This window comes from Azotobacter chroococcum, assembly GCF_004339665.1.
GTDB lineage: Bacteria > Pseudomonadota > Gammaproteobacteria > Pseudomonadales > Pseudomonadaceae > Azotobacter > Azotobacter chroococcum.
This window is the reverse complement of sequence record NZ_SMMU01000011.1, coordinates 22,661-35,155: the sequence shown is the minus strand read 5'-3', so window position 1 is coordinate 35,155 and position 12,495 is coordinate 22,661. Positions and strand designations below refer to the sequence as shown.

The following is a 12,495-nucleotide window of genomic DNA, read 5'->3' as shown; positions in this document are numbered from 1 at the left end:
AGCAGGGATTGCCGTCGTTGCCGTATCGAGAGGTTGCCAGTGAAACAACACTGTATATAATCCCAGGACCTGGATAAAAAGACAGAGCAGCCTCCATGTCCAAACTGACGCCTCGCCAAGTCGAAATCCTCGCCTTCATCAAGCGTTGTCTGGAGGAGAACGGCTATCCACCGACCCGGGCAGAGATCGCCCGCGAGCTCGGCTTCAAGTCGCCCAATGCGGCGGAAGAGCATCTCAAGGCGATGGCGCGCAAGGGGGCGATCGAAATGACCCCGGGCGCCTCCCGCGGCATCCGCATCCCTGGCGGTGAAGCCGACAGCGAACCGGGCAGCCTGCCCGTCGTCGGCCGGGTCGCGGCCGGCGCACCGATCCTCGCCCAACAGCACATCGAGGAAACCTGCCGGATCAATCCCGACTTCTTCCATCCCCGCGCCGACTACCTGCTGCGGGTGCGTGGCATGAGCATGAAGGATGTCGGCATCTACGATGGCGACCTGCTGGCCGTGCATACCTGTCGCGAGGCGCGCAACGGCCAGATCGTGGTGGCGCGCCTCAACGACGAGGTCACGGTCAAGCGCTTCAAGCGCGAAGGAGACAAGGTCTGGCTGATCGCCGAAAACCCTGAATTCGCCCCGCTCGAGATCGATCTGAACGAGCAGGACCTGATCATCGAAGGATTGAGTGTCGGCGTGATACGCCGCTAGGAGGAACCATGCAGCTCCCGCTCCCGCAGCCGCTGAAACCCTCGCAGCTGATGCTGTTCGAGGCGGCCCCGGCCCGGCCACCGTTCCGCTGCACGAAGGACATGCCTGGATCGCCCCCGGCCCGGGAAGCGGAGCCCTTCAGCGAAGTCAGCCTGCGTGGTGGCGCCGACCAGTGCCTGTTCCTGCTCGCACCCATGCTGCGCGAGCTGAGTCAGGGGAATGACGGACGCTGGCTGACCCTGGTGGCGCCCCCCGCCAACCTGAGCCACGGCTGGCTGCGCGAGGCCGGCCTGAACCGCGAGCGGATTCTCCTGCTGCAACCCGCGCGGGAACAGGAGGCCAGCGAGCTGGTCTGCGAAGCCTTGCGCCTGGGACGCAGCCACACGGTGGTCAGCTGGCTGAGCCCGGTGAACCGGTCGACCCGGCAGCGCCTGCTCCAGGCTGCCCGGACCGGCCAGGCACAGAGCCTGAACATCCGCCTGGGCTGAAGCAACAAGCCCGGGACCCGGCCAGGTGGTCGCCCATTTCCCCGGATGAAGCCGGATTCAGTGCAGAACCCGCGGCAGCTCATCGCTCTCGAAGTCGCCCTCGGCCAGGCGTCCGGCCATCTGCACCCCCACATTCAGCATGGCCTTGGCCACCTCGATGTGATGGCCCTGCAGAAAGCTCTTCGCGCTTTCGGAAAAGTCGAGGATGACCAGCTCCTCTTCGTCATCGGCGCGACGCAAGGCGATGCGCCCGTCGGGCAGTTCGACAATTTCGAGAAAGGACGTAGGCATGGGGTTCTGCTCTTGGGGAAGGCCGGACATTGTAATGTAACAGTCGGCCCCGGGCACCCCTGGATGGGCCGCCTCGCCCCTCCCCTGCCGGGTCAGCACTCGGTCAGGGAGTCGCGAAAGCGCAGCGCCAGTTCCTTGAGCGACTGCCGCCACTGCTCCAGCTGCGCGGCGCTCAAGGCCAGCGCCTCTTCCTCCTCGTCCAGGCTGACCGCCTCGATCAGCGGCAGCCGAGGATCGACCTTGGCCTTCTTCGCTGCCTGCGGCGGCTGGAACAGCCGGGCGTATTCGGCCAGCAGCTGCGCCAGCCAGGTTTCCGGCTGGCCGGCCAGCTCCACCAGCTCCGCCAATTCCGGACTGGGCGCCGCGCTCAACAGCTCGGCATTCAGGAAACGCCCGACCTGCGGCGCTCCGGCCTCGGGCAGGCGATAGAAACCGGCGATCTCATGGCACAGCCCCAGCAGGGCGCCATGCAGGTGGAAGAGCGCCGCCTCGCGCTCCGCCATGGCCTGCGCCTGGGCATTCAGCGCCCGGCCTTCCTCCGCCTGGCGCAGGGAGGCCAGCGCCAGGCCGGCGAAATAGAGTTTCTGGTTGGTACGGGTATACAGCTCATGGGCCATGACGGCGCCCTCCGGTTCGAGACAGCCACTATACCGGGCCGGGGTGCAAGTATGGACCCGCCGCACGGACGGCACCCTTCGTCTCCGATGGCGGGTGCCCTGCAGGCGGGAAAACGCGGCGAATGGCGTGGGTCAGCGCTTGTCCTCGACCACCCAGCGGCCGTCCTGGTAGAAGGCGCGCCAGCCGCTGGGCTTGCCCTCGACCTCGCTCTGCACGTACTGCTCCTTGCTCTTGCGGCTGTAGCGGATCACCGCCGGGCGGCCTTCCGGGTCCTCGGCCGGAGCATCCAGCAGGAAGTGGTACTTCGGGTCGATCTCGTCCCGGTGCGGGAGCAGCTCCAGGACCAGCGGCGCGCGGGTCTCGCGGTTCTTCGGGAACTGGCTGGCGGCGAGGAACAGGCCGGAGGCGCCGTCGCGCAGCACATAGACGTCGTCGACCTTCTCGCAGCGCAGCTCCGGCATCTTCACCGCATCCATCTTCGGCGGCGCCGGCTCGCCGCTCTTCAGCAGCTTGCGGGTGTTCTTGCAGGCGGCGTTGGTACAGCCGAAGAACTTGCCGAAGCGACCGGTCTTGAGCTGCATCTGGCTGCCACACTTGTCGCATTCCAGGCTCGGGCCCTCGTAGCCCTTGATCCGGTACTGGCCTTCCTCGATCTCGTACCCGGAGCAGTCCGGATTGTTGCCGCAGATGTGCAGCTTGTGCTGCTCGTCGAGCAGATAGGCGTCCATCGCCGTGCCGCACTTCGGACAGCGGCGCTTGTTGCGCAGCAGCAGCGACTCGGACTCGCCCTCGTCGTCCGCGGCGATCTCGTCGCCCGGGATCAGGTTGATGGTCGACTTGCAGCGCTCCTTGGGCGGCAGGCTGTAGCCCGAGCAACCAAGGAACACGCCGGTCGAGGCAGTGCGGATCATCATCGGCCGGCCGCATTCACGGCAGGGAATGTCGGTCAGGGTAGGCTGGTTGGCGCGCATGCCCGCCTCGCTGGACTCGGCGATGTCCAGCTTCTTCCTGAAGTCGCCGTAGAACTCGTCGAGCAGGTGCTTCCAGTCGCGCTCGCCCTGAGCCACGTCGTCCAGATGCTCCTCCATGCTGGCGGTGAAGCCGTAGTCCATCAGGTTGGCGAAGCTCTCGGCGAGGCGCTCGGTGACGATGTCACCCATCTTCTCCGAATGGAAGCGGCGGTTCTGCAGGGCCACGTAGCCGCGCTCCTGAATGGTGGAGATGATCGCCGCATAGGTGGAGGGTCGGCCGATCCCGCGCTTTTCCATCTCCTTGACCAGGCTGGCCTCGCTGTAGCGCGCTGGCGGCTTGGTGAAGTGCTGGCTGGGGTCGAGCTTGAGCAGGTCGAGGCCCTCGCCCTCGGCCATGTCCGGCAGTACGTCGTCTTCACCGGGCTTGGCCAGCTGCGGCAGCACGCGGGTGTAGCCGTCGAACTTGAGGATGCGGCCCTTGGCGCGCAGCTCGAAGGCGCCGGCCTGGACGCTGACGCTGGTCGACAGATATTCGGCCGGCGGCATCTGGCAGGCGACGAACTGACGCCAGATCAGCTCGTAGAGCCGCTCGGCGTCGCGCTCCATGCCGGACAGCTGGGTCGGCTGCAGGTTGACGTCGGAGGGGCGGATCGCCTCGTGGGCCTCCTGGGCGCCCTCCTTGCTGGTGTAGAGATTGGGCTGCGCGGGCAGGTACTGCGCGCCGAACTCGCCTTCGATGAAACCGCGCGCCATCTCCAGGGCATCGGCCGAGAGGTTGGTCGAGTCGGTCCGCATGTAGGTGATGTAGCCGGCCTCGTACAGGCGCTGGGCCATCATCATGGTCTTCTTCACCGAGAAGCCCAGACGGTTGCTCGCCGCCTGCTGCAGGGTCGAGGTGATGAAGGGCGCCGAGGGCTTGCTGCGGGTCGGCTTGTCCTCGCGCTTGGCCACCCGGTAGCTGGAGGCCTTGAGCTTCTCCAGCGCGGCCAGCGCCTGGGCCTCGTTGAGCGGGCGGAAGGCCTCGCCGTTCTCCCTGGCCACCTCGAAGCGCACCTGGGCGCCCTTGGCGGTGCCCAGGTCGGCATGGATCTCCCAGAACTCCTCGGGGATGAAGGCGCGGATCTCCCGCTCGCGCTCGGCGATCAGCTTCACCGCCACCGATTGCACGCGACCGGCGGACAGCCCGCGGGCGATCTTCTGCCAGAGCAGCGGCGAGACCATGTAGCCGACCACCCGGTCGAGGAAGCGCCGCGCCTGCTGCGCATTGACCCGATTGATGTCCAGCTCGCCCGGCTGGGCGAAGGCCTCCTGGATCGCCTTCTTGGTGATCTCGTTGAACACCACGCGCTTGTAGCGGCTGTCGTCGCCGCCGATGGACTCGCGCAGGTGCCAGGCGATGGCCTCCCCCTCGCGGTCCAAGTCAGTGGCCAGATAGATGGTGTCGGCTTCCTGGGCCAGGCGGCGCAGTTCGTCGACCACCTTCTCCTTGCCCGGCAGGATCTCGTAGTGGGCCTTCCAGCCGTGCTCGGGATCGACCCCCATGCGCGCGAACAGCTGTCGCTTGGCCTTCTCCTTGGGCGACAGCGCCGGCGCCTCGGCCGTGCTCTTGCCACGCTTGGCCGGCTCCCTGGCGGTACTGGCCGAGCCGCTGGTGGGCAGGTCACGGATATGGCCGATGCTCGACTTCACCACGTACTGGCTGCCCAGGTACTTGTTGATGGTCTTGGCCTTGGCCGGGGATTCCACGATGACCAGCGATTTACCCATGGATCGGAGTATTCCTAATTCGAGAGATGAAAGCGGGGAGCGTCTATCGGCCCGCCGAGCCGGTGCTTGAGCAAGTTCGGCCGAGGGAGATTCCGAGACAAGGCGCTGTGACGGGTCATAGCCAGGCTATGGCGAGGAGCGGCAACGCAGTATCAGGGCCTCGGATGCCGAAAGTGATTCAACCAACCGACCGCAAGGCTCCAGCTCGGCGCTATATATAGTGGCCGCCGATGTGCGGTCAAGGGCGGCACGGCCACACACAGGGCTTAAATGGCCGGGAAAGTCGGGCTTTCCGCTCGAATCAAAGCAAAGCGCGGCATCTGGCGACCGTCAACTTCGACGTTGTCGGCGAACATCGCCAGCGGCCGGACCCACAGCCCGAAATCGCCGTACAGGGCCTGGTAGAGCACCAGCTCCTCCTCGGTTTCGGAGTGCCGGACCACGCCGAGCACGCGGTATTCGGCGCCCTTGTAATGCCGGTAGAGACCAGGTTGCACGGTCATGGCGTTCTCCAGGTAGGGTGGATGCACCGAAGAGACGCGGGACAGCGGGAGCGGGGCACAAGGCCCCGTCCCCGCAAGTGCCACGCAGGGCGTCAGACCCGCTCGAAGACGGTGGCGATGCCTTGGCCGAGACCGATGCACATGGTCGCCAGCCCCAGGCTGCCGCCCTTCTGGCGCATGATGTTCAGCAGGGTGCCGGAAATCCGCACCCCCGAGCAGCCGAAGGGATGGCCCAGGGCGATGGCGCCGCCGTGCAGGTTGACCTTGTCGTCCAGCGCCTCGAGCAGCTTGAGGTCCTTGAGCACCGGAATGGCCTGGGCGGCGAAGGCTTCGTTGAGCTCGACGAAGTCGATGTCGGCCATGGACAGCCCGGCCCGCGCCAGCGCCTTCTGGGTGGCCGGCACCGGACCGTAGCCCATGATCGACGGATCGACCCCGACCACCGCCATGGCACGTACCACGGCCAGCGGCTGGAGGCCCAGGTCGCGGACGCGCTGGCCGGACATGACGATCATGCAGGAGGCGCCGTCGGTGATCTGCGAGGAACTGCCCGCGGTGACGGTGCCGCTCTTCGGGTTGAACACCGGCTTGAGCTTGGCCAGCCCCTCTAGGGTGGTGTCCAGGCGAATCGTCTCGTCCTGCTCGAAGACCCGCAGCAGGCCATGCTCGTCGTGGCCCTCGGTCGGCACGATCTCCTCGGCGAAGTGGCCCTCGAGCGTGGCGCGATGCGCCCGCTGATGCGAGCGCAGGGCGAAGGCGTCCTGCTGCTCGCGGCTCACGCCGTGCATCATGGCCAGCATCTCGGCGGTCAGGCCCATCATCCCGGCAGCCTTGGCCACCTGCAGGGACAGCCGCGGATTCGGATCGACCCCGTGGGTCATCGGCAGGTGCCCCATGTGCTCGACGCCGCCGACCACGAACACCTCGCCGTTGCCGGTCTGGATCGCCTGCACCGCGCTGTGCAGCGCGCTCATCGAGGAGCCGCACAGGCGGTTGACGGTCTGCGCGCCGCTGCTGTGCGGAATCGGGGTCAGCAGCGCGGCCATGCGCGCGATGTTCCAGCCCTGCTCCAGGGTCTGGTTGACGCAGCCCCAGATCACATCCTCGACTTCCGCCGGGTCGATCTGCGGGTTGCGCTCGAGCAGCTGGGTGATGAGATGCGCCGAAAGGTTCTCGGCGCGGGTGTGGCGGTGCATGCCGCCCTTGGAACGCCCCATCGGGGTGCGGGCGAAGTCGACGATGACCGCGTCTTTCGGATTCAGACTCATGACTCGGCTCCCCCTCAGGCAAAGAACGTCCGGCCCTGACGGGCCATGTCGCGCAGTTTTTCGGTCGGTTGGTACAGCGGCCCCAGGTCGGCGTGGCGGTCAGCCAGCTCGACGAAACGGGCGACGCCCAAGGCGTCGAGGTAGCGCAGCGCGCCGCCGCGGAAGGGCGGGAAGCCGATGCCGTAGATCAGGCCCATGTCCGCCTCGGCGGCCGACTCGACGACGCCCTCCTCCAGGCAGCGCACCGTCTCCAGGCACAGCGGCAGCATCAGGCGGTTGATGATCTCCTCGTCGTCCAGCTCGTGCGTCTCGCGCACCAGCGGGCGGAGCAGCTCCGCCACCTGCGGGTCCTCCAGCTTCTTCGGCTTGGGACTGCCGTCGCGCTCGTAGGCGTAGAAGCCGGCGCCGCTCTTCTGGCCCAGGCGCCCGGCGCGCAGCAGCACGTCGATGGCGGTGTCGCCCTCCTCCTTCATCCGCTCGGGATAGCCCTCGGCGAGCACGTTGCGCGCATGCACCGCCGTGTCGATGCCGACCACGTCGAGCAGGTAGGCCGGCCCCATCGGCCAGCCGAACGCCTCCATCACCCGGTCGATGCGCTGGAAGTCGATGCCGGCGGCCAACAGCCGGGTGAAGCCGGAGAGGTACGGGAAGAGCACGCGGTTGACCAGGAAGCCCGGGCAGTCGTTGACCACGATGGGGGTCTTGCCCATCTTGCGCGCGTAGGCGACGGTGGTGGCGATGGCCTGCTCGCTGGTGCGCTCGCCGCGGATCACCTCCACCAGCGGCATCAGCGGCACCGGGTTGAAGAAGTGCATGCCGCAGAAGCGCTCCGGATGCTCGAGCGAGCCGGCCAGCCGGCTGATGGAGATGGTCGAGGTGTTGGAGGCGATCACCGAATCCTCCCTCACCTGGGCCTCCACCTCGGCAAGCACCGCCTGCTTGACCTCGAGCTTCTCGACCACCGCTTCGATGACCAGGTCGACCTGGCCGAAATCGCCGTAGGACAGGGTCGGGCGGATGCCGTTGAGCACCTCGGCCATCTGCCGCACCGTCATCCGTCCCTTCTCCACCCGCTTGCCGAGCTGCTTGTCGGCCTCGGCCAGGCCCAGGCGGATGGACTCCTCGCGGATGTCCTTCATCAGGATCGGCGTGCCCTTGAGCGCCGACTGGTAGGCGATGCCGCCGCCCATGATGCCGGCACCGAGCACCGCCGCCAGCTTCACCTCGCGGGCGTTTTTGTCGTATTTCCTGGCCCTGCGCTTGAGCTCCTGCTCGTTGAGGAACAACCCGACCAGGCTCTGCGCCACCGAGGTGGCGGCCAGCTTGACGAAGCCGCCGACCTCGATCTCCAGGGCGGCCTCGCGGCCGGAGTTGGCGGCCTTCTGGATGGTCTTCACCGCGGCCAGGGGCGCCGGGTAGTGCGGGCCGGCCTGGGCGGCCACGTAGGCCTTGGCGCTCTCGAAGGCCATCATCTGCTCGATGTTGCCGAGCTTGAGCGGCTCCAGCTTCGGCTGGCGGCGGCTCTGGAAATCCAGCTCGCCGGCGGCGGCCCGGCGCACCAGGTCGAGGGCCGCCTCGCGCAGCCGCTCGTCGGCGACCACGGCATCCACCGCGCCGACCTTCAGTGCCTCGGCGGCGCCGTTCTCCTTGCCGGCGGCGATCCACTCGATGGCGTTGTCGCTGCCGATCAGCCGCGGCAGGCGAACGGTGCCGCCGAAGCCTGGGTTGATCCCCAGCTTGACCTCCGGCAGGCCCACCCTGGCCGACTCGGCCATCACCCGGAAGTCGCAGGCCAGACACATCTCGAAGCCGCCGCCGAGGGCCATGCCGTTGATCGCGACCACGGTCGGCACCGGCAGGTCCTCGAAGTCCGAGAAGATCCGGTTGATCTCCAGGCACCAGCCGCGCAGCTCCTCCTCGGGCGCGCGGAACAGCTCGAGGAATTCGGTGACGTCGGCGCCGACGATGAACATGCTCTTGGCGCTGGTGACCAGCACGCCCTTGAGCGAGGCCTCCGCCCGCAGCGCGTCCACCGCCTGGCGGAACTCGTTCAGGGTGAGGCGGTTGAACTTGTTGACGGAGTCGCCCTCGAGGTCGAACTGCATCTCGACGATGCCATCCCCCAGGGCCTGGACCCGGATGGCTTTCCCTTTATAGATCATCGACTGATTCTCCCAATAGAAGCTGCACTGGCCACGTCGGCCGGCCGCGCATCACGCGAACCGCCGCAGCCGGATCGCTTGTGGACAGCGTTGCCCGGCGCTGGTTTCAGGATAGTTGCGCAGCCCGGGAGCCGGCCATCGGACATTCTTACGACAACGAACCATCGACGGCGGGCCATGGCTGCATTCAGCACCCGAGCGCCCCTTTGGGCAAGAGGTGGCACGCGGGAAAGATTGCCTCTGGATAGTTTCCGCCGGGCATTGCAGAATTTTTATGCAGATTAACTAATCGGAACCGCACATCCCCATGTCCCGCAAGTCCAGCCCCACCCCGGCCGCCGATCCGCAGGCCGCCGCCCAGCCCGCTGACGGCCCGCTGGACGCCTCCCTCGACGAGCTGATCGGCTATGCCCTGCGCCGCGCCCAGCTCAAGGTCTTCCAGCATCTGGTCAGCCGCCTCGGCGCCTTCGACCTGCGTCCGGCGCAGTTCACCGCCCTGGCGATCATCCAGCAGAACGCCGGCCTGATGCAGGCCGACCTGGCCCGCGCGCTGGCCATCGAGCCACCGCAGGCGGTGGTCCTCTTGAACAAGCTGGAAAGCCGCGGACTGGCGGTGCGGGTGCGCTGCAAGCCGGACAAGCGCTCCTACGGCATCTTTCTCAGCAAGGCCGGCGAAACGCTGCTCAAACAGCTGCGCGAGGTGGCCGCGCAGAGCGACCTGGACGCCACCGCGGCGCTCAGCGCCGAGGAGCGCCAGCAACTGATCGGGCTGCTGCATAAGATCTACCGCTGAATCCGCCCGGCGCAGCCTGGAGGCGCCGCGCCGTCTTGCTCCCTCCTCACCCTTCATCGTCCTGATTCGGCAACGACGTACTGCCAGCAACCGCCGTCTGGCGGAAGGCCTTCGGCGACTGTCCGGCGAGGCGGCGGAAGAACCGCGAGAAGTACGCCGGATCGTTGAAGCCGAGCGCATCGGAAAGCTCGTTGACGGTCATGGTGGTGTAGATCAGGTTGCGCTTGGCCTCCAAGAGCAGGCGCTGGTGGATCACCTGCAGGGCGCTCTGGCCGACCAGTTGGCGGCACAGGCTGTTGAGGTGGACGCCGGAAAGCCCGACGCGGCGCGCGAACTCGTCCACCGGCAGATGCTCGCGGTAGTGCTGCTCGACCAGTCGCATGAAGCGCGCCAGGTACTGGCGGCTGCGCTCGCTGGCGCCGAGCGGGGCGGCGCGGCGACGCTCGCGGCGGCCGAGCCAGACCATCAGCAGGTTGACCAGCGACTGCAGCTGCAGCTCGCGCCCCGGCTCGTGCCCCCGGTACTCGCGAAAGAGCGTCTCGAACAGCAGATCGAGCCAGGCGCGGTCCGTGCCAGCCGGATGGCAGGCGAAGCCGCCCTGAACGCCGAGGCTGTGCCCCAGCAGTTCCTCCAGATGCGCCACCAGAGGCGCGGCCAGGGTCAGCACGTAACCCTGGATGTCCTCGGAGAAGCGGAAGCCGTGCACGCAGAGCGGCGGCACCACCTGGATCGCCGCCTCGGCCAGGCGCAGGCGCTGGTTCTCCACCTCGGCCAGCGCCTCGCCCGCCTGGACGTAGAGCAGCTGGAACAGGTCGGCATGGCGGTGCGGCTTGATCTCCCAGTGGTGCAGGCTGCTGCGCTGCGCAATCGACTCGCAATGCAACAGGTCCGGCGTCGGCCAGGCCAGCGCTTCCCCGTACAGCTTGAACACCGGAATCTCGGGTGCGATCGGCCTCATGGGGCACAAACTCCTCTCGTTCGATAATCGAACGAATCATCCAAAAGTACCAGTAATACCGCCTAAATCACCTTATTTTCGCGAACTCATTGAACAAAAATGCAGAGGCCTTCAGCGAAGCCGGCCCTGCACAGGCTGGCCGGCCCCAACCAGAGAGACAATAAGAATGAAGACTCAAGTGGCAATCATCGGCGCCGGCCCGGCCGGCCTGCTCCTCGGCCAGCTGCTGCACAAGGCCGGCATCGACAACGTGATCCTCGAGCGCCATACCCCCGACTACGTGCTCGGCCGCATCCGCGCCGGCGTGCTCGAGCAGGGCGTGGTCGACCTGCTGCGCGAGGCCGGCGTGGCCGAGCGCATGGACCGCGAAGGCCTGGTCCACGAAGGGATCGAGCTGGTCTGCTCGGGCCGGCGCATCCGCCTGGACCTCAAGGCGCTGTCCGGCGGCAAGACGGTGATGGTCTACGGCCAGACCGAGGTCACCCGCGACCTGATGGACGCGCGCCAGGCCAGCGGCGCGCCGATCGTCTACGAGGCCGAGAACGTGCAGTTGTACGGCCTCAAGGACGGAACGCCCTACGTCACCTACGAGAAGGACGGCCAGCCCCAGCGCATCGACTGCGACTACATCGCCGGCTGCGACGGCTTCCACGGCGTGTCGCGCAAGACCATCCCGGCCGAGGTGCTGTCGCACTACGAGCGCGTCTATCCGTTCGGCTGGCTCGGCCTGCTGTCCGACACGCCGCCGGTCCACGAGGAACTGATCTATGCGCACACCGACCTGGGCTTCGTGCTCTGCAGCCAGCGCTCGACGACGCGCAGCCGCTACTACCTGCAGGTGCCGCTGAGCGAGAAGGTCGAGGACTGGTCCGACGAGCGCTTCTGGAACGAACTCAAGCGCCGCCTGCCGGGCGACGTGGCGAACAGGCTGGTCACCGGGCCGTCGCTGGAGAAGAGCATCGCGCCGCTGCGCAGCTACGTGGTCGAACCCATGCAGTACGGCCGGCTGTTCCTGGTCGGCGATGCGGCGCACATCGTCCCGCCGACCGGCGCCAAGGGCCTGAACCTGGCGGGCAGCGACGTGTGCTACCTGTTCCGCATCCTGGTCAAGGTCTATGGGGAAGGCCGTACCGACCTGCTGGAGAAGTATTCCGAACTGGCCCTGCGCCGGGTCTGGAAGGGCGAGCGCTTCAGCTGGTTCATGACCAACCTGCTGCACGACTTCGCCGGCAGCGACGCCTTCGACAGGCGCATGCAGCTGGCCGACCGCGAGTACTTTCTCAACTCCGAAGCGGGCCGCGTGACCATCGCCGAGAACTACGTCGGCCTGCCCTACGAAGAGGTCGCCTGAGTCCGGCGCATCGAAGAAGCCGCCCCGCCCGGCAGGAAAATCCCCTGCCGGGCGGGGCGATTCGCCATTCAGCCGGCCAGGGCAGCGGGTACCATGGTCATTGTTCGATGTAGGTGGAGGTGACCAGCACCGGGTAATGGGAAAACCCCAGCAGGGCTGCCAGGTCGTCGCCGGTCACCGGGATCAGCCGCAGTCCCTCGGCCAGCCGGCGCAATTCTGCAAAGCCCGCAGGCGAAGCGACGTTCACCACCAGACCGAGCGCGTTCAGCCGCCGCAACCGGTCCCGCCGCAGCCTCAGCCAGCTCCTGGACAGGCTGTCATCGCCGATCAGGAACACCGGCCGCAGGCCTGGAGCATCGATCGCACGGCTCTCGACCGGACCGGGCGACAGGCTCCAGGAAACCACCGGAAGCATCTCGGCCTCCCACGGCGCCAGGGAGGCGGCCTGTTTCGGGCGCTCGGATTGACGCTCGCCCGGCCCCGGCCCCACCGATGTGCATGCCGGGAGCAGGCCGGCCAGGACGCAGCAGAGCATCCGTCTGCGCCACGTATTCATCAGGATCATCGCCGTCATGGATCGTTCGCCATCAGGAGGAAGGAGCCGTCAGCCACGCGGGCTAG

12 protein-coding genes are annotated in these 12,495 nt (G+C 67.2%); 4 read left to right on the top strand and 8 right to left on the bottom strand.

The genetic code is table 11. The features are described from left to right. Positions 1-95 precede the first annotated feature (95 nt). Positions 96-704, top strand: a complete 609-nt coding sequence (gene lexA, locus EV691_RS11310; protein ID WP_089167512.1) for a transcriptional repressor LexA — start codon at positions 96-98, stop codon at positions 702-704. An 8-nt stretch (positions 705-712) separates the two neighbouring features. Continuing rightward, positions 713-1,192, top strand: a complete 480-nt coding sequence (gene sulA / locus EV691_RS11305; RefSeq protein WP_089167511.1) for an SOS-induced cell division inhibitor SulA — start codon at positions 713-715, stop codon at positions 1,190-1,192. A 57-nt stretch (positions 1,193-1,249) separates the two neighbouring features. On the opposite strand, the gene EV691_RS11300 is transcribed toward sulA, so the two are convergent. The 6 genes from EV691_RS11300 to fadB form a co-directional block, all read right to left on the bottom strand. Beyond that, positions 1,250-1,483: a hypothetical protein gene (locus EV691_RS11300; protein WP_012700084.1), complete on the bottom strand. Its 234-nt coding sequence runs from the start codon at positions 1,481-1,483 to the stop codon at positions 1,250-1,252. Between the two features lie 92 nt (positions 1,484-1,575). After that, positions 1,576-2,100, bottom strand: a complete 525-nt coding sequence (locus EV691_RS11295) for a DUF6586 family protein (protein WP_131296968.1) — start codon at positions 2,098-2,100, stop codon at positions 1,576-1,578. Positions 2,101-2,232: 132 nt separating this feature from the next. Next, positions 2,233-4,839 carry a type I DNA topoisomerase gene (gene topA / locus EV691_RS11290; protein ID WP_131296964.1) on the bottom strand — a complete coding sequence of 869 codons (2,607 nt, stop codon included), beginning with the start codon at positions 4,837-4,839 and terminating at the stop codon, positions 2,233-2,235. 266 nt (positions 4,840-5,105) lie between these two features. Then, positions 5,106-5,342, bottom strand: coding sequence for a DUF1653 domain-containing protein (locus tag EV691_RS11285; protein ID WP_131296961.1), 237 nt, complete (start codon positions 5,340-5,342; stop codon positions 5,106-5,108). Between the two features lie 92 nt (positions 5,343-5,434). Beyond that, positions 5,435-6,610 (bottom strand): acetyl-CoA C-acyltransferase FadA, encoded by a 1,176-nt coding sequence (gene fadA / locus EV691_RS11280; protein WP_131296958.1) that lies wholly within the window; start codon positions 6,608-6,610, stop codon positions 5,435-5,437. Between the two features lie 14 nt (positions 6,611-6,624). Next, a complete protein-coding gene (gene fadB / locus EV691_RS11275) occupies positions 6,625-8,772 on the bottom strand; it encodes a fatty acid oxidation complex subunit alpha FadB (RefSeq protein ID WP_131296956.1) in 2,148 nt (715 codons plus the stop codon). A 307-nt stretch (positions 8,773-9,079) separates the two neighbouring features. Here fadB and EV691_RS11270 point away from each other — a divergent pair, with 307 nt between their 5' ends. Then, entirely contained in the window at positions 9,080-9,565 is a 486-nt protein-coding gene (locus tag EV691_RS11270) for a MarR family winged helix-turn-helix transcriptional regulator (protein ID WP_131256015.1), read from the top strand. Between the two features lie 46 nt (positions 9,566-9,611). Here EV691_RS11270 and EV691_RS11265 read toward each other — a convergent pair whose 3' ends face one another. Next, on the bottom strand, positions 9,612-10,523 hold the full coding sequence (locus EV691_RS11265; protein ID WP_131296953.1) for a helix-turn-helix domain-containing protein: 912 nt from the start codon (positions 10,521-10,523) through the stop codon (positions 9,612-9,614). A gap of 166 nt (positions 10,524-10,689) precedes the next feature. On the opposite strand from EV691_RS11265, the gene pobA reads away from it, so the two are divergent. Further along, the gene (pobA, locus tag EV691_RS11260; protein ID WP_131296947.1) at positions 10,690-11,874 is read left to right on the top strand and encodes a 4-hydroxybenzoate 3-monooxygenase; all 1,185 of its coding nucleotides are present in this window, start codon (positions 10,690-10,692) and stop codon (positions 11,872-11,874) included. Between the two features lie 97 nt (positions 11,875-11,971). Here pobA and EV691_RS11255 read toward each other — a convergent pair whose 3' ends face one another. Next, positions 11,972-12,448, bottom strand: coding sequence for an integrating conjugative element protein (locus EV691_RS11255; protein ID WP_131296943.1), 477 nt, complete (start codon positions 12,446-12,448; stop codon positions 11,972-11,974). Positions 12,449-12,495 lie beyond the last annotated feature (47 nt).

Bases quoted from the DNA above. Each gene is read 5' to 3' on its own strand.
- lexA (WP_089167512.1), top strand. From the start codon at position 96: ATGTCCAAACTGACGCCTCGCCAAGTCGAAATCCTCGCCTTCATCAAG.
- sulA (WP_089167511.1), top strand. From the start codon at position 713: ATGCAGCTCCCGCTCCCGCAGCCGCTGAAACCCTCGCAGCTGATGCTG.
- EV691_RS11300 (WP_012700084.1), bottom strand. From the start codon at position 1,483: ATGCCTACGTCCTTTCTCGAAATTGTCGAACTGCCCGACGGGCGCATC.
- EV691_RS11295 (WP_131296968.1), bottom strand. From the start codon at position 2,100: ATGGCCCATGAGCTGTATACCCGTACCAACCAGAAACTCTATTTCGCC.
- topA (WP_131296964.1), bottom strand. From the start codon at position 4,839: ATGGGTAAATCGCTGGTCATCGTGGAATCCCCGGCCAAGGCCAAGACC.
- EV691_RS11285 (WP_131296961.1), bottom strand. From the start codon at position 5,342: ATGACCGTGCAACCTGGTCTCTACCGGCATTACAAGGGCGCCGAATAC.
- fadA (WP_131296958.1), bottom strand. From the start codon at position 6,610: ATGAGTCTGAATCCGAAAGACGCGGTCATCGTCGACTTCGCCCGCACC.
- fadB (WP_131296956.1), bottom strand. From the start codon at position 8,772: ATGATCTATAAAGGGAAAGCCATCCGGGTCCAGGCCCTGGGGGATGGC.
- EV691_RS11270 (WP_131256015.1), top strand. From the start codon at position 9,080: ATGTCCCGCAAGTCCAGCCCCACCCCGGCCGCCGATCCGCAGGCCGCC.
- EV691_RS11265 (WP_131296953.1), bottom strand. From the start codon at position 10,523: ATGAGGCCGATCGCACCCGAGATTCCGGTGTTCAAGCTGTACGGGGAA.
- pobA (WP_131296947.1), top strand. From the start codon at position 10,690: ATGAAGACTCAAGTGGCAATCATCGGCGCCGGCCCGGCCGGCCTGCTC.
- EV691_RS11255 (WP_131296943.1), bottom strand. From the start codon at position 12,448: ATGACGGCGATGATCCTGATGAATACGTGGCGCAGACGGATGCTCTGC.